At 47.0% G+C, this 25,504-nt stretch carries 22 protein-coding genes; 7 read left to right on the forward strand and 15 right to left on the reverse strand.

Translation table 11 applies throughout. From position 1 onward, the window contains the following. Positions 1-20 precede the first annotated feature (20 nt). Positions 21-1,538 carry a PLP-dependent aminotransferase family protein gene (locus MKY23_RS26510; protein WP_339833445.1) on the reverse strand — a complete coding sequence of 506 codons (1,518 nt, stop codon included), beginning with the start codon at positions 1,536-1,538 and terminating at the stop codon, positions 21-23. Between the two features lie 188 nt (positions 1,539-1,726). Between MKY23_RS26510 and MKY23_RS26515 the strand changes: the two genes are divergently transcribed. Beyond that, a complete protein-coding gene (locus MKY23_RS26515) occupies positions 1,727-2,308 on the forward strand; it encodes a GNAT family protein (RefSeq protein ID WP_336121699.1) in 582 nt (193 codons plus the stop codon). A 35-nt stretch (positions 2,309-2,343) separates the two neighbouring features. Here the strand turns inward: MKY23_RS26515 and MKY23_RS26520 are convergent, their stop codons facing one another. Then, positions 2,344-3,240 (reverse strand): YegS/Rv2252/BmrU family lipid kinase, encoded by an 897-nt coding sequence (locus MKY23_RS26520; protein WP_336121698.1) that lies wholly within the window; start codon positions 3,238-3,240, stop codon positions 2,344-2,346. A gap of 471 nt (positions 3,241-3,711) precedes the next feature. Between MKY23_RS26520 and MKY23_RS26525 the strand changes: the two genes are divergently transcribed. Then, positions 3,712-4,374 carry a hypothetical protein gene (locus MKY23_RS26525; RefSeq protein ID WP_336121697.1) on the forward strand — a complete coding sequence of 221 codons (663 nt, stop codon included), beginning with the start codon at positions 3,712-3,714 and terminating at the stop codon, positions 4,372-4,374. A gap of 275 nt (positions 4,375-4,649) precedes the next feature. Here the strand turns inward: MKY23_RS26525 and MKY23_RS26530 are convergent, their stop codons facing one another. The 4 genes from MKY23_RS26530 to uxaC all read right to left on the reverse strand — a co-directional run bounded on the left by MKY23_RS26530 (position 4,650) and on the right by uxaC (position 10,670). After that, positions 4,650-6,533 (reverse strand): ABC transporter ATP-binding protein, encoded by a 1,884-nt coding sequence (locus MKY23_RS26530; protein WP_339833454.1) that lies wholly within the window; start codon positions 6,531-6,533, stop codon positions 4,650-4,652. Continuing rightward, positions 6,530-8,257: an ABC transporter ATP-binding protein gene (locus tag MKY23_RS26535; protein ID WP_339833457.1), complete on the reverse strand. Its 1,728-nt coding sequence runs from the start codon at positions 8,255-8,257 to the stop codon at positions 6,530-6,532. The genes MKY23_RS26530 and MKY23_RS26535 overlap by 4 nt, the downstream gene beginning before the upstream one ends. Further along, positions 8,254-8,832 carry a MarR family transcriptional regulator gene (locus MKY23_RS26540; RefSeq protein WP_186812325.1) on the reverse strand — a complete coding sequence of 193 codons (579 nt, stop codon included), beginning with the start codon at positions 8,830-8,832 and terminating at the stop codon, positions 8,254-8,256. The genes MKY23_RS26535 and MKY23_RS26540 overlap by 4 nt, the downstream gene beginning before the upstream one ends. Before the next feature lie 398 nt (positions 8,833-9,230). Further along, entirely contained in the window at positions 9,231-10,670 is a 1,440-nt protein-coding gene (uxaC, locus tag MKY23_RS26545) for a glucuronate isomerase (RefSeq protein ID WP_339833460.1), read from the reverse strand. A gap of 303 nt (positions 10,671-10,973) precedes the next feature. Here uxaC and MKY23_RS26550 point away from each other — a divergent pair, with 303 nt between their 5' ends. Next, complete coding sequence (locus tag MKY23_RS26550; protein WP_154984417.1) at positions 10,974-11,729, forward strand: MBL fold metallo-hydrolase; 756 nt, start codon at positions 10,974-10,976, stop codon at positions 11,727-11,729. Between the two features lie 102 nt (positions 11,730-11,831). Here the strand turns inward: MKY23_RS26550 and MKY23_RS26555 are convergent, their stop codons facing one another. The 3 genes from MKY23_RS26555 to MKY23_RS26565 all read right to left on the reverse strand — a co-directional run bounded on the left by MKY23_RS26555 (position 11,832) and on the right by MKY23_RS26565 (position 17,443). After that, positions 11,832-12,407: a hypothetical protein gene (locus tag MKY23_RS26555; RefSeq protein WP_339833464.1), complete on the reverse strand. Its 576-nt coding sequence runs from the start codon at positions 12,405-12,407 to the stop codon at positions 11,832-11,834. 1,017 nt (positions 12,408-13,424) lie between these two features. Further along, on the reverse strand, positions 13,425-14,921 hold the full coding sequence (locus tag MKY23_RS26560; protein WP_339833467.1) for an alpha-amylase: 1,497 nt from the start codon (positions 14,919-14,921) through the stop codon (positions 13,425-13,427). Positions 14,922-15,124: 203 nt separating this feature from the next. Beyond that, a complete protein-coding gene (locus MKY23_RS26565; protein WP_339833470.1) occupies positions 15,125-17,443 on the reverse strand; it encodes a helicase C-terminal domain-containing protein in 2,319 nt (772 codons plus the stop codon). Positions 17,444-17,664: 221 nt separating this feature from the next. Between MKY23_RS26565 and MKY23_RS26570 the strand changes: the two genes are divergently transcribed. Then, the gene (locus MKY23_RS26570; RefSeq protein WP_154890182.1) at positions 17,665-18,162 is read left to right on the forward strand and encodes an antibiotic biosynthesis monooxygenase; all 498 of its coding nucleotides are present in this window, start codon (positions 17,665-17,667) and stop codon (positions 18,160-18,162) included. 431 nt (positions 18,163-18,593) lie between these two features. On the opposite strand, the gene MKY23_RS26575 is transcribed toward MKY23_RS26570, so the two are convergent. From MKY23_RS26575 to MKY23_RS26595, 5 genes are all read right to left on the reverse strand, one after another. Next, positions 18,594-19,265: a GNAT family N-acetyltransferase gene (locus tag MKY23_RS26575; RefSeq protein WP_339833474.1), complete on the reverse strand. Its 672-nt coding sequence runs from the start codon at positions 19,263-19,265 to the stop codon at positions 18,594-18,596. 30 nt (positions 19,266-19,295) lie between these two features. Continuing rightward, the gene (locus tag MKY23_RS26580) at positions 19,296-19,961 is read right to left on the reverse strand and encodes a GNAT family N-acetyltransferase (protein ID WP_339839733.1); all 666 of its coding nucleotides are present in this window, start codon (positions 19,959-19,961) and stop codon (positions 19,296-19,298) included. A gap of 65 nt (positions 19,962-20,026) precedes the next feature. Then, complete coding sequence (locus MKY23_RS26585; protein WP_339833477.1) at positions 20,027-20,884, reverse strand: carbon-nitrogen hydrolase family protein; 858 nt, start codon at positions 20,882-20,884, stop codon at positions 20,027-20,029. A gap of 239 nt (positions 20,885-21,123) precedes the next feature. Beyond that, positions 21,124-21,855, reverse strand: a complete 732-nt coding sequence (locus MKY23_RS26590; RefSeq protein WP_339833480.1) for a hypothetical protein — start codon at positions 21,853-21,855, stop codon at positions 21,124-21,126. 315 nt (positions 21,856-22,170) lie between these two features. Continuing rightward, complete coding sequence (locus MKY23_RS26595; protein WP_339833483.1) at positions 22,171-23,058, reverse strand: LysR family transcriptional regulator; 888 nt, start codon at positions 23,056-23,058, stop codon at positions 22,171-22,173. Between the two features lie 199 nt (positions 23,059-23,257). Here MKY23_RS26595 and MKY23_RS26600 point away from each other — a divergent pair, with 199 nt between their 5' ends. The 3 genes from MKY23_RS26600 (at position 23,258) to MKY23_RS26610 (ending at position 24,926) form a co-directional block, all read left to right on the forward strand. After that, on the forward strand, positions 23,258-23,629 hold the full coding sequence (locus MKY23_RS26600) for a CidA/LrgA family holin-like protein (protein WP_090921718.1): 372 nt from the start codon (positions 23,258-23,260) through the stop codon (positions 23,627-23,629). Beyond that, complete coding sequence (locus MKY23_RS26605; protein ID WP_154890170.1) at positions 23,626-24,306, forward strand: CidB/LrgB family autolysis modulator; 681 nt, start codon at positions 23,626-23,628, stop codon at positions 24,304-24,306. Before MKY23_RS26600 ends, MKY23_RS26605 begins: the two co-directional genes overlap by 4 nt. A gap of 104 nt (positions 24,307-24,410) precedes the next feature. Then, the gene (locus MKY23_RS26610; RefSeq protein ID WP_090921714.1) at positions 24,411-24,926 is read left to right on the forward strand and encodes an AbrB/MazE/SpoVT family DNA-binding domain-containing protein; all 516 of its coding nucleotides are present in this window, start codon (positions 24,411-24,413) and stop codon (positions 24,924-24,926) included. A gap of 105 nt (positions 24,927-25,031) precedes the next feature. On the opposite strand, the gene MKY23_RS26615 is transcribed toward MKY23_RS26610, so the two are convergent. After that, the gene (locus MKY23_RS26615) at positions 25,032-25,415 is read right to left on the reverse strand and encodes a DoxX family protein (protein ID WP_339833490.1); all 384 of its coding nucleotides are present in this window, start codon (positions 25,413-25,415) and stop codon (positions 25,032-25,034) included. Positions 25,416-25,504 lie beyond the last annotated feature (89 nt).

Below are 25,504 nucleotides of genomic sequence, written 5' to 3' on the forward strand. Positions count from 1 at the left end.
TAGAGTAACCTTGACTTAAATCAACAGATAGTCTCCCATACACGCGCTAGCGCGGCGATGCCTGGCTCGATGTTCTCTGCTTCAATGCCGGCAAATCCGATGATAAACTCTCTTTTGCCGTCAGCAGGAGCACTTCCGTCTGCCCACAGATACTCCGCCGAGGCCACACGTATACCCATCTCTAACGCCTTAGCCACCATATTGTCGGCTGGATTCGGGTTAATCAGCCTTAAGACCAGATGGAATCCGGCGTGTTCGCCCTTAATCTCCATTCCCGGTTGATCGCCGAAATGCTGCTGAATGGCCTGCACAGTCAGGTCATGTTTGCGTTTATACAGATTGCGCATTTTACGAATATGTTTACCCAGCTCTCCCTCCCGCATGAATAACTCCAATGTCCGCTGATGCAGACGTGAAGCTGACTGTTCGAACAGAACCGTTCGATAAACCTCGCCAAAATGAGGAACGAGTTCCTTTGGGAGGACCATGTAATGCACGCAAAAAGCAGGGGCAAGCACCTGAGAGAATCCTCCCATGTAGATAACAGGTGCGTTCTCCCGCAGTCCCTGCATCGAAGAAATAGGACGACCGGAATATCTGAATTCGCCGTCATAATCATCCTCAATCAGATAGGCCCCGGAACGTTCCGCCCAGTCCAGCAAGGCGAGTCTGCGGCTGATCGGCATCGGCATGCCCATGGGAAACTGATGCGACGGGGATACACCAGCCAGTGACACATCTGCTTGATACAGTTCATCCAGATTTATGCCTTCGCTGTCCAGTGAGATTGGGATAATCTCATATCCATAATTCCGAAAGGTTCCAGGTAACAGGCGATACCCGGGGTTCTCCACGGCAATTGATCTAACCCCACCTTTGCGAAGCATCGTCTGTGTAAGCAAGGACATGAGCAGATGTTGCTCTGCACCTATCACAATCTGCTCAGGCGTACAGCGAACTCCTCTAAATTGTCCTAGATAGGCCGCAATCTCGTCGCGCAATCCCCACTCACCCTGCGGGTTTCCGTAAAATAATAAACCTTTTGATTCTTCACGCCAAACCCGGTTCGCGTACTGCTGCCATTTCATATAAGGAAACAGGCTAAAATCATTATGCGACATGTGAAAATCATAGGTAACATTCGTCACCGGACGCAAGCTCAGTAAATCTGGTGATACTACTGTAGAACCTGCCTGACCCTGTTTGTTATTTGTACGGGCATAGTTAACCCCTTTTTCATTTTCTGCCGTATGTATATCGGACTTCCCCAGTAACATATCGTGATAACCTTCAATCACGGCTCGAACGCGGTAACCTCTGCGCGGCTGGCTATACACGTACCCTTCCGCAATAAGCTGCTGGTAGGCCGCTTCCACTGGTGTTGTGCTTATGCCCAGCAGTTCTGCCCATTTTCGTACAGAAGGAAGGCAGCTGTGTTCCACCAATTCCCCGCGGAAAATCTCCCGTTTGATATGATCCGAAAGCTGAATATAGACGGGTACACTTTCGTGCTCATCAAGTTTAGGTAATTGCATCATAACTGCCTCACTCCATCTGTCCTTTTCATTTTATCAAAACTGTATATTTGGAAGTATACAGTATTGGGATATAATCATGTCAGAAGCGAAGACTTACAAATCATATTCAGGCGAAACAAATCGTTAGATGCCTCACAGGTCTCGCGCTCCACAAGTTTACTTGAACAAGATCAGGAGGAAACAAACCTATGTTACACCCTACATCTACAAATCGTACCGCCAAACTCATGCAGACTGAACGCATTTACCTGCGCCCATTCGATATATCGGATGTGGATGCTTATTATCCAAGCCTGTTTGAGCCCGAAATGCGTAAACAAACAGGAACTCAAGCGAGCTTTATCCGTTCTCAGGTTGAAAAGTATGTAGAGAGTTTAGCTCAAGACGACTCACGCCTGAACCTACTTATTGCATTACAAAACACAGACGAAATCATCGGCGATGTCGCCCTGATGGACATGCATGCCAAAAATCGCAGTGCACATATTCGCATCGCCATTGATCAGCCAGCTAACCAAGGCAAGGGATATGGTAGTGAAGCCTTGCTACTTATGCTGGACTACGGCTTCGGCATTGCCAATCTGCATCGGATCGAACTGGATGTCTTTGCGTTTAACGAACGCGCCATTCATACGTATGAGAAGCTCGGCTTCCAGCGTGAAGGCGTGAAGCGGGACATGTTGTACTACAATCATCAGTATCATGATGCCATTCTGATGAGCATTCTTGAGCATGAATTCCGGGAGAAACATCTGAAAATAGACAAATGATAGAGTTCATGCAAAAAATACAAAAACCGGGGAGGTTATTCCTCTCCCCCGGTCAGAAAATGCAGATGACCCGCCAGCACCGACAGCTCGGCGGGTGTCTCCATGTACAATTCGCCATCCGTATCGGCCGACATCGGTACATCTGTTTTTATTTTCAACGTAGACGCCTTGAAGTAGGAAATACTCTCATTCCGGGGTTGCCATTCTCCCTCTGGCTTATGTGAAAGCACCTCACGCAGAAGTGGAATGCCTGTCTCATGAATAATAAGCACATCCAGCTTGCCATCTTGTAACGCATCCGGAGCAAACGGTAACGCATTCGTGCCCAGAAAACGTCCATTCGCCGCATAGATCATTACCGCTTCGCCTGTTGTCCGCTCTCCATCGATCTCAAGCTCATACTGAAATGGCTCGGAACGAGTTATCGTCTGGAGTGTGCTGATGAAATAACTGAGTTTGCCGAGCGCCCCTTTTAAATTCTCGTTAATGTTCTGTGAGGCTTCACTGATGAGCCCTATTCCGAAAAAGTTCGTAAACACCCGATCATCTGCTCGTCCGACATCCACCGAGATAACTCGACCTGACAGCATCTCTTGTGCTGCTGTCTCCGCATCCGGGGAAATCCCAAGTGATCTTGCAAAATCATTACATGTACCGCCTGGAAGTACGCCGATCTGTGGAGGATTTTGCAAGGATGCCAGCCCGTTTACACACTCATGCACCGTACCATCGCCGCCTAGAATAAACACCACATCGAACTCTTCTCCGCGCTCCCAGCACAGCTTCTCTCCTTCACCCGGTTCATCCGTCCGAACCACGACCAATTCATGAATGGCTGGAGCAAGTACGCCTGTGACCAGACCTAATGTATTCTCCCGATTGGCTTTCCCTGCATGAAGATGATGTATTAACAAGGCTTTATTCCATTCCATGCTGCTTTCCTCCATTCAAATGCTTGTTTCCCTTTACCCAAAAAGGTTGAAGTGATAAACAAAACCATGGCTCAGCGCATGCTCCTGACATACGAACCGTGGTTGTGAAGGTTAAACTTCATATGAAGAAGCGACAGACGGAATATGCATCGTTTTTGTTTTTCATGCGTAATACCAGATAGCTGTACAGGACAAGCTACTTTCATTCATTTTTGGCAACGTGAGATGTATGTTATTATTCTATAAAAATAAAGCTTCTGTTCTGTCTGAAGCCACATGATTACCATCATTTATTAACATGGTTTCGCATCTCCGGTCTTATAGCCATTACCTGCTGTAACCGGATCTATGCATGAGAAAAAAGGTTCCTCCGCAACCTATGAGATATAAGCAACAACTTAGCGGGAGCAACCCATTCAATTCGCTTCAAAACGGTTATATGTACACTATACACGAATGGAGGAATTCCCTATGATTCCAGCTACAATGGAGCAATTAGAGCAAGTTCGCAAGGAATGCCGTACGATGGTTCGCAAAAGAGCAACCGCTTCTGCTGGCTCCACACTCGTACCTCTTCCCGGTACAGATGTCATCGCTGATGTGGGCATGCTGATGCAGCTGCTGCCTGCCATTAACAATAAATTCGGTTTATCGCAAAAACAGCTTGACGGCATGGACCCTGAAACCAAGTCCATGATTTACGGATTTGTGATGTCGATCGGGAGTAAAATTATCGGCCGCATGGTCACGAAGGAACTGGTCGTTCAGGTGCTCAAACGGGTAGGTGTACGAGTAGCGACTAAATCGGTCGCCAAGTTTGTTCCGTTTGCGGGGCAAGGTCTCGCCGCAGCTCTCAGCTTCACTGCCATGCGGTATGTGGGCAACAAACATATCGACGACTGTTATGAAGTGGTTAAACGTATGATTGAACAGCGCGAAGGCCTGCCTGGTGAACCGGCAACGGCATCACTGGAGGAAGCTACCAGCCATCACCTTGAGGAAAACTTGCAGGATATAGCTGAACATGAAACAAAGCAGCATGCTGATACGAAAGAGGAAGAGGAAATCAAACAGGACCATCAGAGCACCAGTGAAGGTAAGAAGGGTTTCCTGTGGAGACCAAGGCTTAAATAGTACGTTAAATTGTCTTCCATACATTGCATATCTGCAAGCGAACATGGCTGGGCGGGGCAAGGCACAACATCTATCCGCAGGAAAACGTTGTGGCATAGCAGTGATAACACAAACGGGACGAAGCAGTGCAATGACCGCGACGTCCCGTTTGTTTGGATTTATGTTACACCAGAGGTGCGAAGAGCACCGTGGTGAGGTTCTATTTTTCCAATAAACTATGGTTCTAGATGTTCCTGACGGGTCTGACAGCTCTGATAGATATCTAGTCCAGTCCGTTAAATCGCCTGCGGCTGTTGCTCCGTAAACTGACTGTTGTACAAGTCAGCATAGAAGCCCTGTTTCGCCATCAGTTCCTCATGATTGCCCTGCTCAATCACATTACCGTGATCCATGACCAGAATGAGATCGGCACCACGAATGGTAGACAAACGGTGAGCGATAACAAAACTTGTACGGTCTTGCATCAGCTCATTCATCGCTTTCTGGATAAAGACCTCGGTCCGTGTGTCAACGCTACTGGTTGCTTCATCCAGAATCAGGATGGACGGGTTCGCCAGAATCGCTCTCGCAATCGTCAGCAGTTGTTTCTGACCTTGAGATATATTGGACGCCTCTTCATTCAAAATCGTATCGTAACCGTCCGGGAGTGTGCGAATGAAATGATCAGCATGTGCAGCTACAGCGGCTTTGACCACTTCCTCTTCCGTTGCGCCTTCCCGTCCATACGCAATATTATCCCGGATTGTACCGTTAAACAGCCACGTATCCTGAAGCACCATACCGAACAGACCGCGCAGATTACCACGGGACATGTCTTTAATGTTAATGCCATCAATGGTAATCCGGCCACTCTGGAGTTCATAGAACCGCATAAGCAAGTTAATCAGTGTTGTTTTCCCGGCACCTGTCGGTCCAACAATAGCTACAGTCTGACCTGGTGCCACATTAATATTCATATTGCGAATGAGCAGTTCATCTTCTTTATAGCCAAAATCCACTGCCTCAAAAGCTACAGCCCCTGTCGGGTAACGCAACGTTGCAGGTTGTTTCGACTCAGGAACTTCCTCTTCCTCGTCCAGCAGTTCAAACACACGCTCTGCCGAAGCAATCGTTGACTGAATAATGTTGGAGATGTTGGCAATCTGGTTAATCGGCTGTGTGAATTGCCGCGAATATTGCGTAAAGGCCAGAATATCCCCGATGGAGATCGAACCCCGTGTAACAAAAATCCCGCCGACCACACAGATCAGTACATATCCCAGGTTCCCGACAAAGTTCATCAAGGGCATAATAATCCCCGAAATAAACTGAGCTTTCCAACCCGATGCATACAGTTCTTCATTCACTTTCTCGAATTGCTGTACAGATTGTTCCTCACGTCCAAAGGCTTTGACCACCTTGTGTCCGGTATACATTTCTTCTACATGACCATTCAGTTCACCGAGCGATTTCTGCTGTCCCGCAAAATGTTTCTGCGAACGGGAAGCCACCAGCATAACGACCACGACACTAAGCGGTAAAGTCAAAATTGTAATCAGCGTCATCCATGGACTGATCGTCAGCATCATAATGATGACACCCACAATCGTCACCACGGACGTAATAAACTGGGCCAAACTTTGTTGCAGCGTGTTACTGATATTGTCCACGTCGTTGGTTGCACGGCTAAGCGTCTCACCATGTGTACGGGAATCGAAATATTTCAGTGGCAAACGTCCAACCTTGGCACTGATCTGCTCGCGCATATCATAGACGACCCGCTGAGCTACACCCGCCATCAGATATTGCTGTACATACGCAAAAGCAGCACTGAGCAGATAAAGTCCAAGCAACAGGTACAATACTCGCATCAGGGCTGGGAAATCAATCCCGGCTCCCTGCACACCCTGCATAATCGCAATGGCTCCATGAGCAAGAATATCTGTACCCTCTGCCATAATCTTCGGACTAATAATGCCAAACACGGTACTTAAAATGGCAGCGATCAAAACAAAGATCAGACGAGAGCTGTGTGGCCGAAGATACTGAACCAGGCGGCGCAGTGTGCCTTTGAAATCCTTCGCTTTCTCGGCAGGAGCCCGCATGCCCATTCCGCCGCCAGGATGTCCTGGTCCGCCTGGGTTGCTCGGTGTTTTGCGTGGTGCTGTACGTTCACTCATGCGATCTCCTCCTCAGTCAGCTGGGAGGATACAATCTCGCGGTACACTTCATTGTTCTCCAGCAGCTCTCTATGTGTTCCCGAACCGACAATTTCACCCTCATCCATAACGAGAATACGGTCTGCATCCATAACCGTGCTTACCCGCTGAGCTACGATCAGCACAGCCGCTTCCGTCGTTTCCGATTTGAGCGCAGCACGAAGTTTGGCATCCGTTTTAAAATCAAGGGCCGAGAAACTGTCATCGAAAATATAAATTTCAGGACGGCGAACGAGTGCGCGTGCAATGGACAAACGTTGTTTCTGTCCACCTGACACATTATTCCCGCCTTGTGCAATCAGGCTGTCATACCCTTCCTTCATCTCGGAGATGAAGTTTTCGGCTTGGGCCGTACGTGCCGCATGAATCACTTCATCCATACTCGCATCATCCTTACCTTGCCGAATGTTATCTGCAACCGTACCGGTAAAAAGAACAGCTTTTTGCGGGACAAACCCGATTTTGGATCGAAGTTCTTCTTGTTTAAGCTCCCGCACATCGGTTCCATTCACACGCACAGTACCTTCGGTCACATCATAGAAACGCGGAATGAGGCTCAGCAATGTGGTTTTACCCGAGCCCGTACCGCCGATAATCGCTGTCGTTTCACCGGAACGAGCCGTAAACGAGATATCGGACAACGCAGCATTTTCTGCACCCGGATAACGGAAAGTGACACGGTCGAACTCAATCGTTCCTTGCATCGATTTCATTGTGCGAGGCTGTGCAGGATCAGACAGATCAGGTTGCATATCCAGCACTTCGTTAATCCGTTCTGCGGAAGCTGATGCTCTTGGAATCATGACAAAAATCATGGATACCATAATCAGCGAGAACATAATCTGCATCGCATATTGTACAAAGGCAATCAGGGAACCAATGTTCATATGACCGCCATCAATACGCAGACCACCAAAGTACAGAATTGCAATCATCGAAAAGTTCATGACCAGCATCATCACCGGCATAACTGTCGCCATCAGGACATTGACCTTAATCGACGCATCTCTTAATTCCGTATTTGCCCCATTGAAACGAACACGCTCATGCTCGCCACGGTTAAAAGAACGAACAACCCGGATACCTGTCAGCTGTTCACGCAGAACCAGATTAAGCCGGTCCAGCTTTTTCTGGATTTGCTTGAATAACGGAAATCCTTTGGAACCGATTAAGGCGATTGCTCCTGCAAGTACAGGCAGAACAACGAGGAAGATGGTGGATAGCTTCGCGTCCTGAGAAACGGCCATGAAAATCCCCCCGATACACATCATCGGAGCCATAATCATCATGCGCAGCATCATCGTTAATACGTTCTGTACCTGTGTAATATCATTGGTTGTACGCGTAATCAGTGAAGCTGTGCCAAGCTTGTCGAATTCCTGCAGCGAGAAATTCTCAACATGCCGGAACACTCGGCTGCGTAGCTGTTTGGCAAATCCGCCCGCTGTGCGCGAAGATAGATAACTCGCGATAATGGAACATGTGGTTCCGCCAATGGCAATCAGCAGCATGAAACCGCCAATTTTCCAGATATAAGGTACATCACCTTTGACGATACCCAGGTTGACGATATCAGCCATTAACGTTGGCAGGTACAGCTCCGCCATCGTTTGCAGAAAGATGAGCGCCAAAATAAAAATAATCGGAATACGATAGGGCTTTAACATGCGAAATAACTTCATCATGGCGTATCATCTCCTTGTTCGGGTGTTTCTGTATCAGGTGCTTTATTGTCGTTTTCATGTCCTTCATCGTGACCAGAAACCTGTGCATCAAAGAAGGTATACACCTTGCTGAGCAGTTCCGCCAGTTGCAAACTATCCCCTTCGCCCAAATGTTCAACCAGTCTGTTGAAGGTAGCCATTCGTTCTTCATGGGCTGCACGAATAATTGCTCGGCCTGCATCTGTAATTGTAATCCGCACCGCCCGCCGATCCTCGGGGTCCATCGTCCGCTCAACCAGCCCTTCATCCTCCAGGCCACGAATCACGGGCGTAATCGTTGGTGATTTCACACGCATTAATGCGCTAATTTCGGACACTTTTAAACCCGGATGCTCCTGGTTTAGATGGCTCTCGAAATCAGGCGGATTATCCCGCCAATCCATACGCTCCCCTGGATGTGCACCATGAAGCAAACAAGCGAGTACCATAATTTCGTTGTGATTGCGCCCATGTGGTTTATGTTGTCTCCATTTGCCTTTGTTAAACTGCATAATGGAATATAAAAGCTTCTGGGCTACCGGATCTATGCCAGTCATCACATCACCCTCCTTCTTCGGAACATCATGTTCCATAAAATAATCATCGCCTGTCTATTAGATAGGACTTGTATTTAATAGCCTACCGATTTAATAGATGACCAATTTAATAGTTAATCAATTAATTAGGTTACCTAAGTATATTATCAGCTTATGTATATGTCAATCATTTCATCCATGTCAAAAGCATCCAATATCAGAGAGCATTCCAATGCTATCTGAACACCCATATAATCACTTGCGCTTCTACTTGACAGCATGTTTACTCTTAGCCATCCCCATGACAAAAAGCCCCCAACCCATCAGTTTGATTAAGACCAAACGAAGGGAGTAGAGAGCTTTTTTAAAATAGAATTTTCTAAATAGATTTTTTTAAAGTAGACCTGTTGAATCGATATTTATTTTGAAGCAGATACACTCTTCGGCACAGCAGCAAACGGGAAATAGTCTTTAGCATTATTATAGGATATGCCTTGCACGATCTGACCGAGCAGCTCCATATCGTTTGGTGCTTCACCTTGTTCTGCCCATTCACCAATCAGATTACAGAGCAGGCGGCGGAAATATTCATGTCTCGTATACGAGAGGAAACTTCGGGAATCGGTCAACATGCCGACAAAACGGCTGAGCAGCCCCACATTTGCAAGTGCCTTCATCTGTGCAAGCATGCCATCCTTCGTATCATTGAACCACCATGCCGCGCCAAGCTGAATTTTACCTGGAACGCCTCCACCTTGGAAGCTACCAATAATGGCAGCAAGCACTTCGTTATCCCTTGGATTAAGGGAGTAGAGAATCGTTTTTGGCAGAGCGTCCTGCTGCTCCAACGTATCCAGCAATCCGATAACAGCCGCCGATAATGGCGTATCATTCACAGCATCGTACCCTGTGTCAGGCCCGAGCTTCTTGAACATTTTCGTATTGTTGTTACGAGCTGCATTGATGTGGAACTGCATAACCCAGCCGCGCTCTGCATACAGCTTGCCAAGGAATGTCAGTGTAACCGTCTTGTATCCGTCCTCTTCCGCGCGCGAAACTTTCTCCCCCGCAAGTGCTCTGGCAAAAGCAGCAGCCGCTTCCTCGCGAGTTGCATCAGCATACGGCACGTAATCCAGTGCGTGGTCAGATACACGACCACCTGCGGAATGGAAGAATTCCACACGGGATTCAAGCGCAGCCAGGAATGAGTCATAATCCGTAATTGCTGTGCCCGCAACCTGTGAAAGCTTGCCTACCCACTCGATGAAAGTATCCCGGTTCAATTCCAGTCCTTTGTCCGGACGGAAAGACGGCAGAACTGCTGTATCGAAACCTTCAATCTCCTGAATTTTGAGGTGATATTCCAGAGAATCCGTTGGATCATCGGTGGTGCACACCACGGTGACATTGGATTTGGTAATCAGATCACGCGCACCGAAGCCTTCGCCGGTCAGTTTGGCATTTACTTTTTCCCAGATCGCTGGAGCGCTTGTCTCATTAAGCACTTCATGTACATCGAAATAACGTTGTAATTCCAAGTGAGACCATGCATACAGCGGGTTGCCGATCATCATCGGCACTGTTCTGGCATACGCAAGGAAACGGTCATAATCCGTTACCTCTTCGCCGCCCGTCACATACTTCTCTTCAACACCGTTAGCCCGCATCAGACGCCATTTGTAATGATCGCCGTACAACCAGGCCTCTGTCAGATTGCCAAATGTTTTGTTCTCGTAAATTTCCTGAGGACTGAGGTGGCAGTGATAATCCATAATCGGCATGTCTTTCGCATACTGCTCGTACAGCTTGACCGCCGTTTCATTGTGAAGTAAAAATTGTTCATCCAGAAAAGATTTCATTCGCCTTGCACGCTCCCTTTAGGTGAGTTTACGTTCATTTAGGTTCACTTTCCATCTTTACGCTACACCGTTTTCGCCTAAAGTTCAATATAAAATGATAGCGTTCTCAAAAAAGGTTGGTTTAGGCATACTTTCGGAAACGCGGTATACTGGATTTAACGCGAGTGATACTGATTTAAAGATCGATGCGAGATCAAAATTCTCATTAAAAACAATACGGATATGGAGATCGATATGGATATGACAATCAAAGATTGACTATATATCGGTGCTTACATTAGCCATAAAAGGAGATGCAATGCGATGAAAATCACTTTTCTAGGTACAGGAGACATGTTCAGTGTAGAACAACATCATAATAGTATGCTGGCCGAATTCGGCGATACCCATCTGGTTATTGATTTTCCAGAGTCCAATGCCAAAGCGCTCAAGGAATACGGATTCGCGATGACAGGTATTCATAATGTGTTTATCACCCATCTACATGAGGATCATATTAATGGGGTTCAGATGCTCGGCTATTATGGACAGATTGTCGGTGACCGCAAACCACGCCTGTTCATTCATGAAGAGTTGGTTGACCCACTGTGGAACATCCTTTCTCCAGGGATGCGGTATACAACAAACGGCGAGCGTACAATGAGTGACTATTATGATGTGATTCCGCTTCCGGATGGCGGAAGTTTTGAGCTTGGCGGGGTCACGTTTGAGACATTTCGCACACAGCATGTTCCCGGCATGGTCAGCAACGGGCTGATGGCGAAGCCTTATTTTTACTATAGTGCAGACAGCACACTGGATCGTGAGCAAGTGGAACGGGTTGCACCCGATGTGCAACTCATTTTCCATGAATGCCATATGCATGACCTGGTGATCAAATCCCATACGTCACTGAAAGATGTGGAGCAGCTACCCGCTGAAGTGAGACGGAAAACGGTACTGATGCATTATCATGATGAATATGCCGATGCAGACAAACGCGCAGCATTCAACCGTACGTACGCGGGTGATCTGCGCATGGCTGGCACGCTGGAGTCTTTTGAGTTGGGGGCATATTAGTAAACGGGCTATGGCCTACAAAATAGAACAGATCATTGGCATGGGAATGAGAGATTAGGGGGTCAGGACGATCCCTGGCCCTCCGTTCCCCCGTTATTCTCATCACTCCCAAAACTTCATATATTCAATCATTCTTGAAGATGGCTTGGCTTGAAGGTGAATATAATCCTCTTCCCGCTGATCTTCTGGTCCATATGAGATTTTGACATACACATCAGTATAGTTCTGAAGATATTCTGCGCTAATTTCGGATTTGGGTCTCAGAACATAACTTCTGGATAAGCCTAATCCCAGCGGCTCTTTATCCGGCCGCAACGTAGTTTCATATGTATTGCCCACATTCGAATGGAATAGTTCAGCTGCATCAATAACTTGAAACATATCGGGATCGAGAGTGAAGGTTTGAATGACATTCATCATCGGCATGCGAACTTCATCAATCATAACCTCATAGGTGATCCCATCCACTCCAGATTCTCGGTCAGGGTTTACATCCACCGTTGCAGCCAGATGATACTCTCCTGGCAAGGCTCCTTTGAAACTCTCCTGATCCTTTGTTACCCGCTGGGTTATATCCCTGCGTTCTGTGTTAAATGTATAGTTGTCCGCGCGCTTAACCTCTCCATTTGGCCCTTCTTCCACGCCAAAATTGCACGCCGTCAAACTTATTGCTATCACAAGTAGATAGAGGACAAGCCATAAGGGAGACGTTCTTGCTCTAACTTTTGTAGTTCTGTTTATTGTAGTTCTGGTTCTTGTAGTTCTTGTTATTGCAGTTGTTATCCTTGTTTTTGTATTGGTTTTAGTTCTACGATGCATACCAGTGCTAACTCCCTTCTCTCTTTCATATATTCCATTCTCGAAACTTATCGCCCATCCATATGAACAACATATCCGGTATGATACTTAATACGTTAATAAAAGTGTCCAACATCATTGATATTATCTTGTAAACTCGAGAGACTACCTAACTAGTCTAGATTCCAAATGAACTTTTCCCTATATTTGGAATATTGTAGCATATATTCTAATATTAGTCTCACATAATCTCTGTCATGTGTGTGACGTAAGTAGTGAATATGTTGGTTGGTTGGTTGTTGTAGTTAAGCATAAGTGGGATGTGCGTAGAGTAGATCGAGAGTAGATAAGTCGTTAGGAAGTAGCTAGAGTAGAGGCCTGACTATATAAATGCGGGGAAATTCCATCAGTGTACACTCTGTTTTAAGTTTCCATTGTACGTTAACGATCACCAGAAACCTTATTTTACGTATATTGAAGGGTTTTACATTCTAACGATCACCAGAAGCGATATTTGGATGAATTCGCTGTAAATGATAGCATTTTGACCGAATTTCAGCAAAATAAGCTCCACTGGGATCGTTAGAATTCCAAGGACCCTGTTTGGGGGCAAATAAGGCTTCCTGAGATCGTTAGAGTTCCAGAGCTGCTTCCAAACTATAAGTTACTAAAATGGGAAAACCACCTGAACTATCAGCACGCAGCAACGCGTCTGTTTGAACGTCCTCCACTCGTTGGATACTATTGGACGAGTGAAGATACCGTTCAGTTTCAGGTGGTTTATTTATTAGTTGCAGTGCTGTATCATATCGACCTTTTTTACTTGTTACGTATCACTTATGCAGAGACATTGTCCTACAAATATTCACAAACAATTACTTTGGCTATTCTCAACATCTAGTTTGAGCCATCTACAGTGTCTTCACCGCAGTCCTCATTCTGCTCAGACAGTGCCCAGACGGACACCCCTCCGCCGCAGACGTGGAACGTAGCCCAGCCATCTTCCTCAATGGTGATCGAATCTTCACAACTACCGGTCAGGTCTTCCCAGACTTCCCCTGCACGATGCTCTCCGACAAACATTCTCTTCTCACCGTCATCTCCGTTTGAGATGACCACTGCGCAACCCGAGCCTTCAAACTCTTCCAATCCGCGGCGAACCCAACCAATGGTGTTGGGATGATCGAAATAGTCTTCCTGCTCTCCATAGGCTTTGTTGCAACGAGCTGACAACAGAATGTCCAAAATCTCTTTTTTGCCCTCCACCGGTTCAGGTCCACCAATCCCGTAATAATCGCCGTAAAAGATGACGGGATATCCGTCACGACGCAGTAGCGTCAGTGCATACGCGCTCGGCTTGAACCAATCGCCAACCCAGGATTCGAGCGCCTCATGGGGCTGCGAATCGTGGTTATCCACAAAAGTCACCGCATGGGTTGGATGAGTCTGAACCAAGGTGTCGTCAAAAATTTTGGAAAGATCGAAATCGCGTCCTGCCAAAGAGGCCTCATGTAATTTATAGTGAAGCGATACGTCAAACAAGTCAATTTGATAATCCACTGTATCTAAAAAGGTACGACAAGCATCCAGATTGGGATTCCAGAACTCACCAACGATGTAGAAATCTTGCCCGCGTTTGCGGATCATCTCTGCAGTAAATTCCTTGATAAACTCATGGTTAATATGTTTGATCGCATCCAGTCGGAACCCACCGCATTGCAACGTATCGATCAACCATTTGCCCCACTCCATCATCTCATGCCGTACATCCGGGTGGTTATAATCTATATTGGCAAACATCAGATAATCATAGTTGCCAAACTCATCATCGACGTTTTCATTCCAGGTTTTGTTCTCGCCGGCAATGCGGAATACACCCGTACGTTCTTCTTTTGCATCAAAATCGGTACCGTTGAAGTGTTCGGATGTCCATTTGAAGGAAGAATATTCATTGCCCCGGCCTGGAAATGTGAACTTCGTCCAGCCTTCAATCTCGAATGGTTCGGAAATCTCCTTCGTCCGGTCGTTGGGATCAACCTCGATCACTTTAAAGACTTCCTTCTCATCTGCTCCGGCTTTATGATTCATTACGAGATCCACATAAACGACAATGCCGCTCTTCTGACATTCTGCGATGGCTTCCACCAGTTCCTGCTTGGTGCCATATTTCGTGCGTACCGTACCCTTTTGATCAAATTCACCCAGATCGTACAGATCATATACGCCATAACCTGTATCCTCTGCAGACACTGCCTTTGTTACAGGAGGCACCCATACAGAGTCTATGCCTTTTGCTTTCAGTTCCGGGGCCATGTCAGCCAGTCGCTTCCAATGATTGCCGTCTGCAGCCAAATGCCATTCAAAAAACTGCATCATGGTATGATTTCTCTTCATCACAAACCGACCTCCTTGATTTGCATGCGAAGCGGACCGCGGAACGGATAGGGTATCGCCGTTGTTCGTTCGTGCTAACCAAGTTATAACCCGATTGCCCTATGTTTCAATCATGAAAATGAAAGAATGTTAAGAAATTCAAAGAAAATTTTTCGTAAAGCACTGAAAATAGCATGATAAATAAGTAAAAAACGTAAACATCATCAAATCCATTTATAATCCATCCATTCGTCAGGTAAAAGAGAACGATACGGCTCCTGCGTGAAACGGTCATCAACTAGCACGAGCACACCCTTATCTTCTTCCGTTCGAATGAGCCTGCCCCCAGCCTGAAGCACTTTATTCATGCCTGGGAAAACATAAGCATAATTAAAACCGTTACGTCCTGATTTATCAAAATAATCCTTGAGCACGTTGTTCTCGAGACCAATCTGCGGCAACCCAGCACCTACAACGACAACGCCGTTCAGACGGTCTCCCGGCAGATCGACCCCCTCCGAGAACACACCGCCCATTACAGCAAAAACAAGACGTGTGCGCTCCGGATGTGGCTGGAACGCTTCAAGGAACTGCTCTCGCTCCTGCTCGTTCATTCCTTGCTCCTGCATCACCGTATCCGCACCACTGGCCCCCGGAAGCTGTGTATATGCCTGATAGATCTCCCGCATGTACGGATAGGAAGGGAAAAAGACTAACAGGTTGCTACGCGGCCACTCGGATACGAGTTGCTGTAACATCTCGGCAATCGGGCGTTTGGACCGCTCCCGGTCTTTATAACGTACAGACAGAGGCATGAGCCGAACATCCAGCTGTTCCCGGTTGAACGGAGACGGAATCTGCAATGTGTAGTCCTCTTCCTCTGCCCCCAGCATATCGCGGTAATAACGAAGAGGTGACAAGGTTGCCGAGAAATGAATGATCGAACGGAAGCCCTTCGCTGTCTGCCGCAGTAGCAAAGATGGGTCCAGACAGAACAGTTTCACCCGTACCTCGCTTCGCACACACTCTGCATAGGTGATAAAACGCTCGTCATATAACCTGGCAATTCGTACGAAGTTTTGTGCTGTAAAATAGGCATCGAGCAGCAGCTGATCCATCTCAGCATTGCCAGATCCACCCTCGGCCAGACATTGCTCCGCCACCATGACAAAAGGCTCAAGCCGTTCAATCAGCTCCTCTGGCGCTTCTTGCTGTATAATCTTGCCCTCTTCTCCGCCGTTCTTACGAAGGGTGATCAGATACTTGTCGATGGCTCCGGTATAGTCCACAATCGCTTTGGCGGCAGGCACACTGCTGCCCAGCGTCTGGAACTCTCTTTTGACATCGAGAAACACCGCCTTTTCCAGCTCAGCCGAGAACATCATACGCCCACGATCCACCAGATTATGTGCCTCATCTACTAGCAGCACCGTCTTGCGCTTCTGTTCCTCCAGCATCCGTTTGAGTGAAATACGCGGATCGAAAATGTAGTTGTAATCGCAGATCACCGCATCGGCTGCATATGCCGCATCCAGCGAGAATTCAAACGGACACACCCGATGTTTGCGGGCATACTGCTCAATAACGGGCCGTGTCATCAACGTTTCATGTTCCAGCATGTCCAGCACAGCACCATTAATTCGGTCATAATACCCTTCACACATGCCGCACTGCCCCGTATCGCAGGCTTCCTCGTCTTTGAAACAAATTTTGTCCTTCGCCGTCAGGCTGATGACATGCATGTTCAACCCTTCTGCCTGCATCCGGGCAAAAGCTTCCTCCGCCGCCACTCTCGTTGTCGTTCTCGCGGTCAGGTAGAACAAACGACTAGCCTCACCTTCTCCGATGGCTTTCACCGTAGGAAAGAGCACAGACATGGTTTTGCCGATGCCTGTAGGTGCTTTGGCCATAAGTCCCTGTCCTTCACGAATCGTTTTGTACACTGCACCTGCCAGCTTACGCTGTCCTTCCCTGTATTTGCGAAAAGGAAACGGCAACTCGCGTACACTAACGTCCCGCTCCGCTTCATAAGCAGCAATCATCTCCGCATACGGCGCATAGCCCGCGATGACTTCTGCTGCAAACTGCTCGAGTTCCTGCCGCTCCGCCATGCGGCGAAACCGTCGCTCTTCACCCGTCACCGAATGCACATACGTCAACTGCACCTGCATCCGCGGCTCATCATGCTGAGCGGCATACATATAGGCATACATCTTCGCCTGGGCCCAGTGCACGTCGAGGCCGCCTTCCAGCTCGTCCAGGTTACCCGCCGTGGATTTGATCTCATCCACCGTTAATTGCCCCTCCAGGCGAATCAAGCCGTCACATCGGCCTTCAATGACGTAGGTCAAATCCCCATGTTGAAGCTCGGCTTCGAGTACAACTTCTTTTAAATCCTCTTCGGTATATGCTTTCTGCACACGCTGATGGATTCGCGTCCCCTCCTGCATCGAAGCATTGGTGCGGAATCCAGGACGGATGCTGCCGCTCCGATACACATACTCGACCAGTGGCCTGACTGATATCCGAATTGTTGTTTTCATACGATCACCCGTTCTGCTTGTAGTGGTTCTACTTTATCATGAAACAGGTTCCTCTAACCAGATTTTTGGCAAATTGGACTCGTCCGTTCCCGTATGCTATGTTGAGTTGTATAAAGCGAACGCTCTGCTTCTCCAGCTTATTTCTGTCCTCTACGTTCTCATGTGTAAAAGTATAGTCAAACTTATTTTGAATTTACGTATAAAGAGGAGGCAAACTTCCTATGTATATTTATTTGATCCCATCCCCGTTACCGGATGCACTTGCGGCATATCCACATCTGACACTGCGAGCTGAAGGTCAGGTACTTCTCGCTATGGAAACCACTGATCGTCTGCTGGATATTGAGTCAGATGAACAGGTAGCTTCTTATGAAGCATTTGATGATGCAGGAGCATGGGCAGGCGGTGGATTTGCTGTACTGAACAACATTCCTGTAACCGAAGATGGCCGGAATGATTTTGAGGAACGTTTTAAGAACCGTGCCCGCAAAGTTGAAGATGAACCTGGATTCGTCGGTATTCGTGTACTCCGTCCATTGAAGGGTGATACGTATGTCGTACTGACACTGTGGCAAACAGAAGAACATTTCAAAGGCTGGCAACAATCGCAAGCCTACAACCATGCTCACCGCAATCGCAGCACTAGTGAGGGCCTGACCGCGCAGAAACCAACCATGTTCCCTCGACCTTCATTTGTGACCACATATACAATCGAGTAGAGAGAGTAGAGTAAAGTTGAAGAGTTACACGCAAATGGAGTTGCGGAGTGAGTGGGAAGTTAGGAAGTTTACCGCAGGCGTGCAGTTTCACATCAAGGGGAAGCGACGCAACAAGGGGCGAAATAGCGGTAAAAAAGGTACTGCAGTGGGTTACAAAACACGCTTCAAGACAAGCCATAGTATTCGAAATTCTAACGATCTCAGGAGAGCTTATTCCGGCCTTTTTTGTCCTTTTGGAGATCTAACGATCTCAGGGGACGCTATTTTAGTCGAATTCACAGTTTCAGCTTGAAAATGACCCTTTTTCACTAAAATAAGGTCTCTCCGGATCGTTAGATTTTGAAGACATGCTCAAACGCCTAAATAAAGCTTTCTGAGATCGTTAGCGCATTCGCCTACCTTGCTCAGCAAATCTTCTGCCTCACGTCAACTTACAACGGACGTAATGCCACGGATTCACGCGCGTTCAACTGCCCCACCATAGACAGCCATTCCTGCGGTTTGTTTGGAAGTACAGCATAGTAACGGTTCAGGAAATCGGACACCAGACTGGCTGGCAGTTCTGCAAGAGACTCATCACCCGGCATAAAGCACAGGTCCAATCCTCCCACAGCTTCACCGTCACCTTGCCAGGATGGATGAACATAAGGGAAGTCCAGACGCTGATACCCCAGATGGGACAGCACTTCACGGCGTACATAAGGGTCCATCGGTTTGATGCCACCAAACGCGTGATCCTGAGTCAAATATGGATTGTATATTTCGGCAAACATGCCGAACAACGATTTACCATTGGCAGCGGCGAGTTGCTGCAGGTCAAGCTTGCGATGATTCGCCAGGAATGTGCCGATTCCCAAACCTTCGCGTCCGATAATCGTAAAATCAGTCATGGCCACGTTCCAGTCCTCATAGTAACGGTACTCCGTCGCACCAACCACTTGGCCTTCATGTACAGCGACAAATACCCGAATACCCGGGTCTTCCAGTGGTTCAGCCCATAACGGGAAATCCAGCACTTCCTCTGGCGGGAAAATGTCCTGCATCAACTTGTGCATTTGAGCAAACAACGGGTCTTGAATGGATGTAATACGTGTAAATTCCATAGATAAAAGCCTCCCTATTTAGATATGTATTTACTTAAAAGGATTACGCCACTCCATCAGAGCCGCGTAATGACAAGATTCCTCGTCATCCAGATAATCGATAGCCACTCCAACAGGCATACGCCCGCATCGTAGCAGAAAAGAAATAACCGGGTCATGCCTCTCTCCAGCGGCAACCTGATCCAGATACTGTTGTGCTGACATTTGCTCAGCTACCTGGTGATATCCAGGCATCCGCCCTGCCCCAAGCAAACGATCCACCCCCTGTGCAATCACAAGATGGTACATCGCCTGCATCATAAGCTGGGCCAGCCCCCACTTACGATACTTCGGACGGACACAGAGGTCAACGATGTATAACGTGTTCCCATCCGGCTGGTGATTGCGGATATATCCATCATCTGTGACCTCTGCCCACGTATGACTGGGTGGGTGCGCAGCATCCCACTGCATTCGTAGTGACGTCATCGAGCCAGCCAGTTCCCCATCCACCTCGATGCAGATGGCTCCTTCAGGATAATGCTGAATATGGCTACTAAGTTGCTCTTGGTTCCAAAGAAGATCCTCCGGATATGGTGGTGGGAAGCTCTCTGCCTGAATACGAATAAGCTCTTCAAAGTCATGGGCCACATAATTGCGGATGACCGCTGTAGCTCTACCATGTTTACCACTTCCATCGGGTGCCGTTATCAGCATTTCTTTGACATACATCCCGCTTAACCCCTCCTTTGTCTAGCTCTATTCAGCTTCCAAAAACAGATCTATTCCCAATCGGTGTACAGATCTGTACGGCGGTCACGCCAAGTTGTTACCGAGCCACGTTCGCGCACCTCGTACAGCAAATCCAGATCGAGATCGGCCGTTACAATCATATCGTTGTTAATCTCACCTTCCGCAAGAATGCCGCGCGGCGGAAATGGCACATCATTCGGGGTAATGATCGCAGCTTGTCCGTAATTGGCACGCATGAAATCCACTGTAGGCAGATGGCCCACCGTTCCCGTTAATACAACGTAAACCTGATTCTCCACAGCGCGAGCATGACTCGTATACCTTACCCGGTAAAATCCGTGGCGGTCGTCCGTACAGGAAGGACAGAAAATCACATCTGCTCCCTTGGCTTTCGCCATACGCACAATTTCGGGAAATTCAATATCGTAACAGGTCAGCATCGCAATTCGACCTTTGTCTGTATCAAACACTTCCAGTCCGTCACCTGCAGCCATATTCCACTCCGTTACTTCGGTCGGCGTAATATGAATCTTCGCCTGACGTGCAATCCGTCCATCCGGGTAGAACATATGTGCTGTATTGTACAGCTTGCCTTCCCGCCGGATAACGTGAGTGCCTCCGATCAGATGCATGTTGTATTGGGCTGCAAGAGAGATAAACAATTGCTCATACTGCTCTGTAAAATCAGGCAAATCTTCAATCGTCAGCGCATTTCCTTGTGCGTCTCCAATGGACATTAATTGTGTTGTAAAAAATTCAGGAAACAGCACAAATTCCGTTCCGAATTCGTCAGCTGTCCGTATGTAATGCTCCGCCTGAGCGGCAAATTCCTCAAATGAGCGGATCGTTTGCAATTGGTATTGTACAGCGGATACCCGCAGTTTCATAAGTCCCACACCTCCACCAGTATTGTGGTTATATTGTATCAATGATCCGACGATTTATCTAATGCTATAGCTACGGAGGTAAGGCAATGTAGCGACAATACTTACACGTTATTCATCCCTCTACATCCTTCACTTCTATACAAAAAAGCCTCTTCATAATGATGAAGAAGCTTTAGAAGACTCATTTATTCAATCCAATACCTAGAACCCATTTATCTAATCAAATGCCTGAAACTAATTTATTCAATATCCGAACGTTTCGCAATATTGCCGTCACCAAAGATGATTTGATCCATCTCAAACTCAACTTTGATTTTTTCTAAAGGTGTCTCCCTAAGTTCAGTATCTTTATCCATAAACTGATTTAATTCGAAACTACCCTCATAAGGCGTGGAAGCTCCAGATTTGATGGGTTCATCATATTTAACGTTTAGTGACTTGATCTCATTATCAAACATGTCTTTGAAGGTAATGACCCCCTGAAACCCTTTAATATCCTTGTCCGAAATGTTCTTCAAGTCAAGCGTCATATGTATAACATCGCTGAAGATCCATTTATTCGTGTCTTTCAATGTCACACTTTTTTTGATTAAACCAACCTGCACAGACTCATCCAACAGTTTTAGTTGACTTTGTTTCTTTGCTTCAGCTTCTTCCTGTTTTCTCTTGATTTCTTCCTGTCTCTTCTTCTCTTCTTCCTCAAGCTTCAGCTGTCTTTGCTTCTCATCGGTTATAATTTGTCCCACCGTTTTAGTAGAAAGATCGGTATTGCTACCCATTGAATATAAAATGGCTTTTCCCAAGAGGTCTTTATCTTCTTGCGTGATTTCAGTGCTATTCTTGATATCCTCGGGTACCGTTTCTGAATATAGTTTTTCGGTTAACGGCTTACCACAAGCCACCAGCAGAATCGTCATTAAACCAATCAATATAGACAACTTGAATCCTTTATTTGCAGTACGTTTCTTCAACTTTACACAACCCTTTCGAATTCGGAATAATTGGCAACAAACACGTCATACTTTACACGCCATAGATGGAAAATATATGTAAGAACACGTTACTATACTCTGTATAACTTTCACAGAAAAATCATCCAACTTCTGAACGCTCAGGCACCAGTCCATTTTTAAATATCTTTATCCAGCAATCTTGAATGCTCCCCTTACAATATCTTCCCGATTCACACCCCCTCAGTAACTTTATATCGGTTGAAATGACAATAAAATTAGAAGAAAAGATCGATAACTAACCTATGGATGCTCAGCCTCAGCAATCGACCTTACTCACTGTTCCCCCAGCATCGACTGCGTAAATCCGATCCATTCCCGGGTAGCAAACGACAGATACCGATCCTTCCGCCAGATCATACCGAGCTGCCAAGGAATGACGGGTTCAATAACCGGGATGATCCGTACGCGCATATGATCAACCTCACGGCAGATCGTTTCCGGTAGCAAGGCCACACCCAGATTCGCCGCAACCATCGCACTTAGCAGATCCCACTGGGAACTCTCATAGACCACACGCGGCTGGAATCCCGCTTGCTGGCAAGCCGCAATAATGCGGTCATGGAGCGCAAAATCTTCCCGAAACAAAACAAACGCATCCTGTTCCAGTTCATGGAGCGCGACCGACTTCTTTCCAGCAAGCGGATGCGAAGGGTGCACGAGCAGATTAAGCTTTTCCTGAACAAACACAAAATGATCGAGCAGTTCATCGACCGTCGGCAACACCGCCACACCGATATCCAGCGCACCACTGATGACATCAGCCTCCACTTTTTTCGCCCCATCCTCGAACAATTGAATGCTCACTTGAGGATATGCTTTGTGGAACTCCCCGATAATCATCGGAAAGAAACTCGACCCCACCATTGGCGGCAGACCGATGCGCAGATGTCCCTTCTTCAGATTCATCAGATCGTCCAGCTCGGACGAAAGACTGCGGAACGATTTTTCAATCTCCAGCGCCTGCCGAAAAAAGACATGCCCGGCATCCGTTAGCTGCACCTGTTTACCGTATCGATCCAGTAAAGTTACGCCCAGTTCCTCCTCCAGACTTTTAACGGTCTTACTAATTGTAGGCTGAGTGATATACAGCACCTCGGCGGCCTTTGTAAAGCTTTGTTGCCGTGCAACTTCGAGAAAATATTGCAAATGACGAATATCCATCTTTTCCTCCCCCTCATATCCTGCTAGTCAAATCTATTTTAACTATAGACAAACGGAATAGTAAACATTCTTAATATGCATTTTACTCATGAAATAATGCGTTGTAAAATTTGTGATACGAAGCAACGTTTCCATTCATTTTCATAATCATACGAATTAAATCGATCAGATACATGTTGATATACAAGGAGGGATTTGCGTGAAAAAATGGGGTGTCGGGATTGCACAAATTGCGTTATTAATGGTTTTTTCACTGCTGATGGACCTGCTGGCCCGTACTCTCCACCTGCCTGTACCTGGCTCCATTCTCGGAATGATCGTGCTGTTCATCTTGTTACAAACTGGCGTGGTGAAGCTTCGGTGGATTGAGGTCGGAGCGGCATGGCTACTTGGTGAACTGCTGTTATTCTTTATCCCGTCGGCGGTCGGCATCATGAACTACATGCCCATGTTGGAGCATGACGGATTGCAGATTTTATTTATCGTGCTGCTAAGCACGTTTCTGGTTATGGCCTGCACCGGCCTCGTTGCTACACGTATTGCCAAACGAAAGGAGCGTCACACCGGATGATTGGACTTTTATGTTTGTTGTTAACGGTCGGAATCTACATGGTTGCCAAGAGAATGTATCGCAGTCTGCCCAAAGTATATCTGTCACCGCTACTTATTACGCCGCTACTCGTTGTAGGCGTACTCCTATTAACCGGAACGGATTATGCCGCATACAGCAGCGGAGGCAAATGGCTTAGCCTTCTGCTACAACCTGCTACGGTCGCTTTTGCGGTACCGCTCTACACCTTCTTCCATGTGCTCAAAAAACATATTTCCGAGATTGTCATCAGTGTTATGACCGGATCGGTTGTTGCCGTACTCTCCTCGGCTATGCTTGCAAAATGGTTGCACCTCGACTCCGGCTTGATTCACAGTCTGATTCCGCGCTCGATCACAACGCCCATTGCGATGAATGTATCGGCTTCCATCGGAGGCATCCCGGCAGTGACGGCCGTATTTGTGATTATGACGGGGCTACTTGGGGCTATTATGGGGCCCTCCATCGTCAAAATGCTGCGTATTGATGGCGAGATTGCACGCGGTACACTCCTCGGAACAGGTGCTCATGGCACAGGAACTTCGAAAGCCTTTGAGCTGAGTTCATTGACAGGAACGATCTCCAGTATCTCCATGGTTTTGGCTGCACTCTTCACTTTAGCCGTCGCTCCCGCGCTCTCTAAACTTATTTTCCCATAATAGTTGGAATAATCCCTTTTTTTTGAAATATTATTGTTGTATTAAAGCCCTTTCTTCCTTACAATAAAGACAGGTTTTAATGTTAATATTGCGGGGGAGATGCGATGAAAAGAACCGGAATGAAGAGATCTCTGGACCGTCTCGGACGAATTGTCCTTCCTAAAGAAATGCGGGATACAATGGAAATCCATATCGGCGATCCGCTTGAATTTTTCATTGAAGGGAAAGAGTTGATTTTAAGAAAGTACAAATCAACATTGTGTATTTTTTGCGGTGACGTGGATACGGAAATGTATTTCAAAGAGCAATTCATCTGCCGGACTTGTGCAATTCAATTAAAACACCCAGATGACACTCCCGACTGGTTCGTACCTGAAAACAAACAGGTTTCTGCACCCAAAGAACGTCCTGTTGCTAAACCCGTAGCGTCCTCAGCTTCCTCTTGGGAAGAAGGAGATGCTGCGAGCAAGGACTACCCCGACCTGCGGCCAAAGACGGCGCGCATGCTGCAACAGATGAAAGAGATTATCGAACAGCACCCTGGCCTCGCTCAACAGCAAATTGCGGAGAAACTTGGCATTAGCCAGGGACGCGTCTCTCAACTAAAAAAGTTATTATAGCTGGAATTTTGATACTCATGAATGTACAACATACTTCCAAGCAGGAAGTTACACTGAAAAAGAACCCACTGTTCCATCGGGTTCTTCTTTTTTGTCACTATTACTTTACGCCTGTACGATATCCATATCCATATTGCTTTCTTCTTCTTCCAGTCTGTGCAGACTAACCAGTAACACGACGATATTGGCTACAAGTAATACTGCCGGGAGCGGTATAGCCGCATATTGTGCATAGATTAGATGGCTTCCTACAGCTCCGATCAGAATGAATGTTAGTATCCCTGAAGCCAGAATACGGGCACGCGGAATGAGCAACCCAACCGCACTAAGCAGTTCCAACACACCGATCAAATACATCGTCCATGTAGGATAAGAGAAACTCTCGAAGGTATCAATCATCATCTCTGCTCCCGTAACTTTCGTATATCCCGTCATGACGAAAACACCCGCCAGCACCACCAAAAAAACATATCCCAACACTCTTTTCATATCTTCCATCTCCCATTCATCCAAGTATTATTTTGAGAATCTTTGACGTATCGCTAATCTCTTCTGCACAAAAATCAGCAAAATACAGT

The sequence above is a fragment of the Paenibacillus sp. FSL R7-0272 genome, from assembly GCF_037969905.1.
Lineage (GTDB): Bacteria > Bacillota > Bacilli > Paenibacillales > Paenibacillaceae > Paenibacillus > Paenibacillus polysaccharolyticus.

Bases quoted from the DNA above. Each gene is read 5' to 3' on its own strand.
- MKY23_RS26550 (WP_154984417.1), top strand. From the start codon at position 10,974: ATGAAAATCACTTTTCTAGGTACAGGAGACATGTTCAGTGTAGAACAA.
- MKY23_RS26585 (WP_339833477.1), bottom strand. From the start codon at position 20,884: ATGAAACTGCGGGTATCCGCTGTACAATACCAATTGCAAACGATCCGC.
- MKY23_RS26510 (WP_339833445.1), bottom strand. From the start codon at position 1,538: ATGATGCAATTACCTAAACTTGATGAGCACGAAAGTGTACCCGTCTAT.
- MKY23_RS26580 (WP_339839733.1), bottom strand. From the start codon at position 19,961: ATGCTGATAACGGCACCCGATGGAAGTGGTAAACATGGTAGAGCTACA.
- MKY23_RS26535 (WP_339833457.1), bottom strand. From the start codon at position 8,257: ATGATGAAGTTATTTCGCATGTTAAAGCCCTATCGTATTCCGATTATT.
- MKY23_RS26605 (WP_154890170.1), top strand. From the start codon at position 23,626: ATGATTGGACTTTTATGTTTGTTGTTAACGGTCGGAATCTACATGGTT.
- uxaC (WP_339833460.1), bottom strand. From the start codon at position 10,670: ATGAAATCTTTTCTGGATGAACAATTTTTACTTCACAATGAAACGGCG.
- MKY23_RS26560 (WP_339833467.1), bottom strand. From the start codon at position 14,921: ATGAAGAGAAATCATACCATGATGCAGTTTTTTGAATGGCATTTGGCT.
- MKY23_RS26565 (WP_339833470.1), bottom strand. From the start codon at position 17,443: ATGAAAACAACAATTCGGATATCAGTCAGGCCACTGGTCGAGTATGTG.
- MKY23_RS26570 (WP_154890182.1), top strand. From the start codon at position 17,665: ATGTATATTTATTTGATCCCATCCCCGTTACCGGATGCACTTGCGGCA.
- MKY23_RS26515 (WP_336121699.1), top strand. From the start codon at position 1,727: ATGTTACACCCTACATCTACAAATCGTACCGCCAAACTCATGCAGACT.
- MKY23_RS26525 (WP_336121697.1), top strand. From the start codon at position 3,712: ATGATTCCAGCTACAATGGAGCAATTAGAGCAAGTTCGCAAGGAATGC.
- MKY23_RS26575 (WP_339833474.1), bottom strand. From the start codon at position 19,265: ATGGAATTTACACGTATTACATCCATTCAAGACCCGTTGTTTGCTCAA.
- MKY23_RS26595 (WP_339833483.1), bottom strand. From the start codon at position 23,058: ATGGATATTCGTCATTTGCAATATTTTCTCGAAGTTGCACGGCAACAA.
- MKY23_RS26530 (WP_339833454.1), bottom strand. From the start codon at position 6,533: ATGAGTGAACGTACAGCACCACGCAAAACACCGAGCAACCCAGGCGGA.
- MKY23_RS26615 (WP_339833490.1), bottom strand. From the start codon at position 25,415: ATGAAAAGAGTGTTGGGATATGTTTTTTTGGTGGTGCTGGCGGGTGTT.
- MKY23_RS26520 (WP_336121698.1), bottom strand. From the start codon at position 3,240: ATGGAATGGAATAAAGCCTTGTTAATACATCATCTTCATGCAGGGAAA.
- MKY23_RS26610 (WP_090921714.1), top strand. From the start codon at position 24,411: ATGAAAAGAACCGGAATGAAGAGATCTCTGGACCGTCTCGGACGAATT.
- MKY23_RS26540 (WP_186812325.1), bottom strand. From the start codon at position 8,832: ATGACTGGCATAGATCCGGTAGCCCAGAAGCTTTTATATTCCATTATG.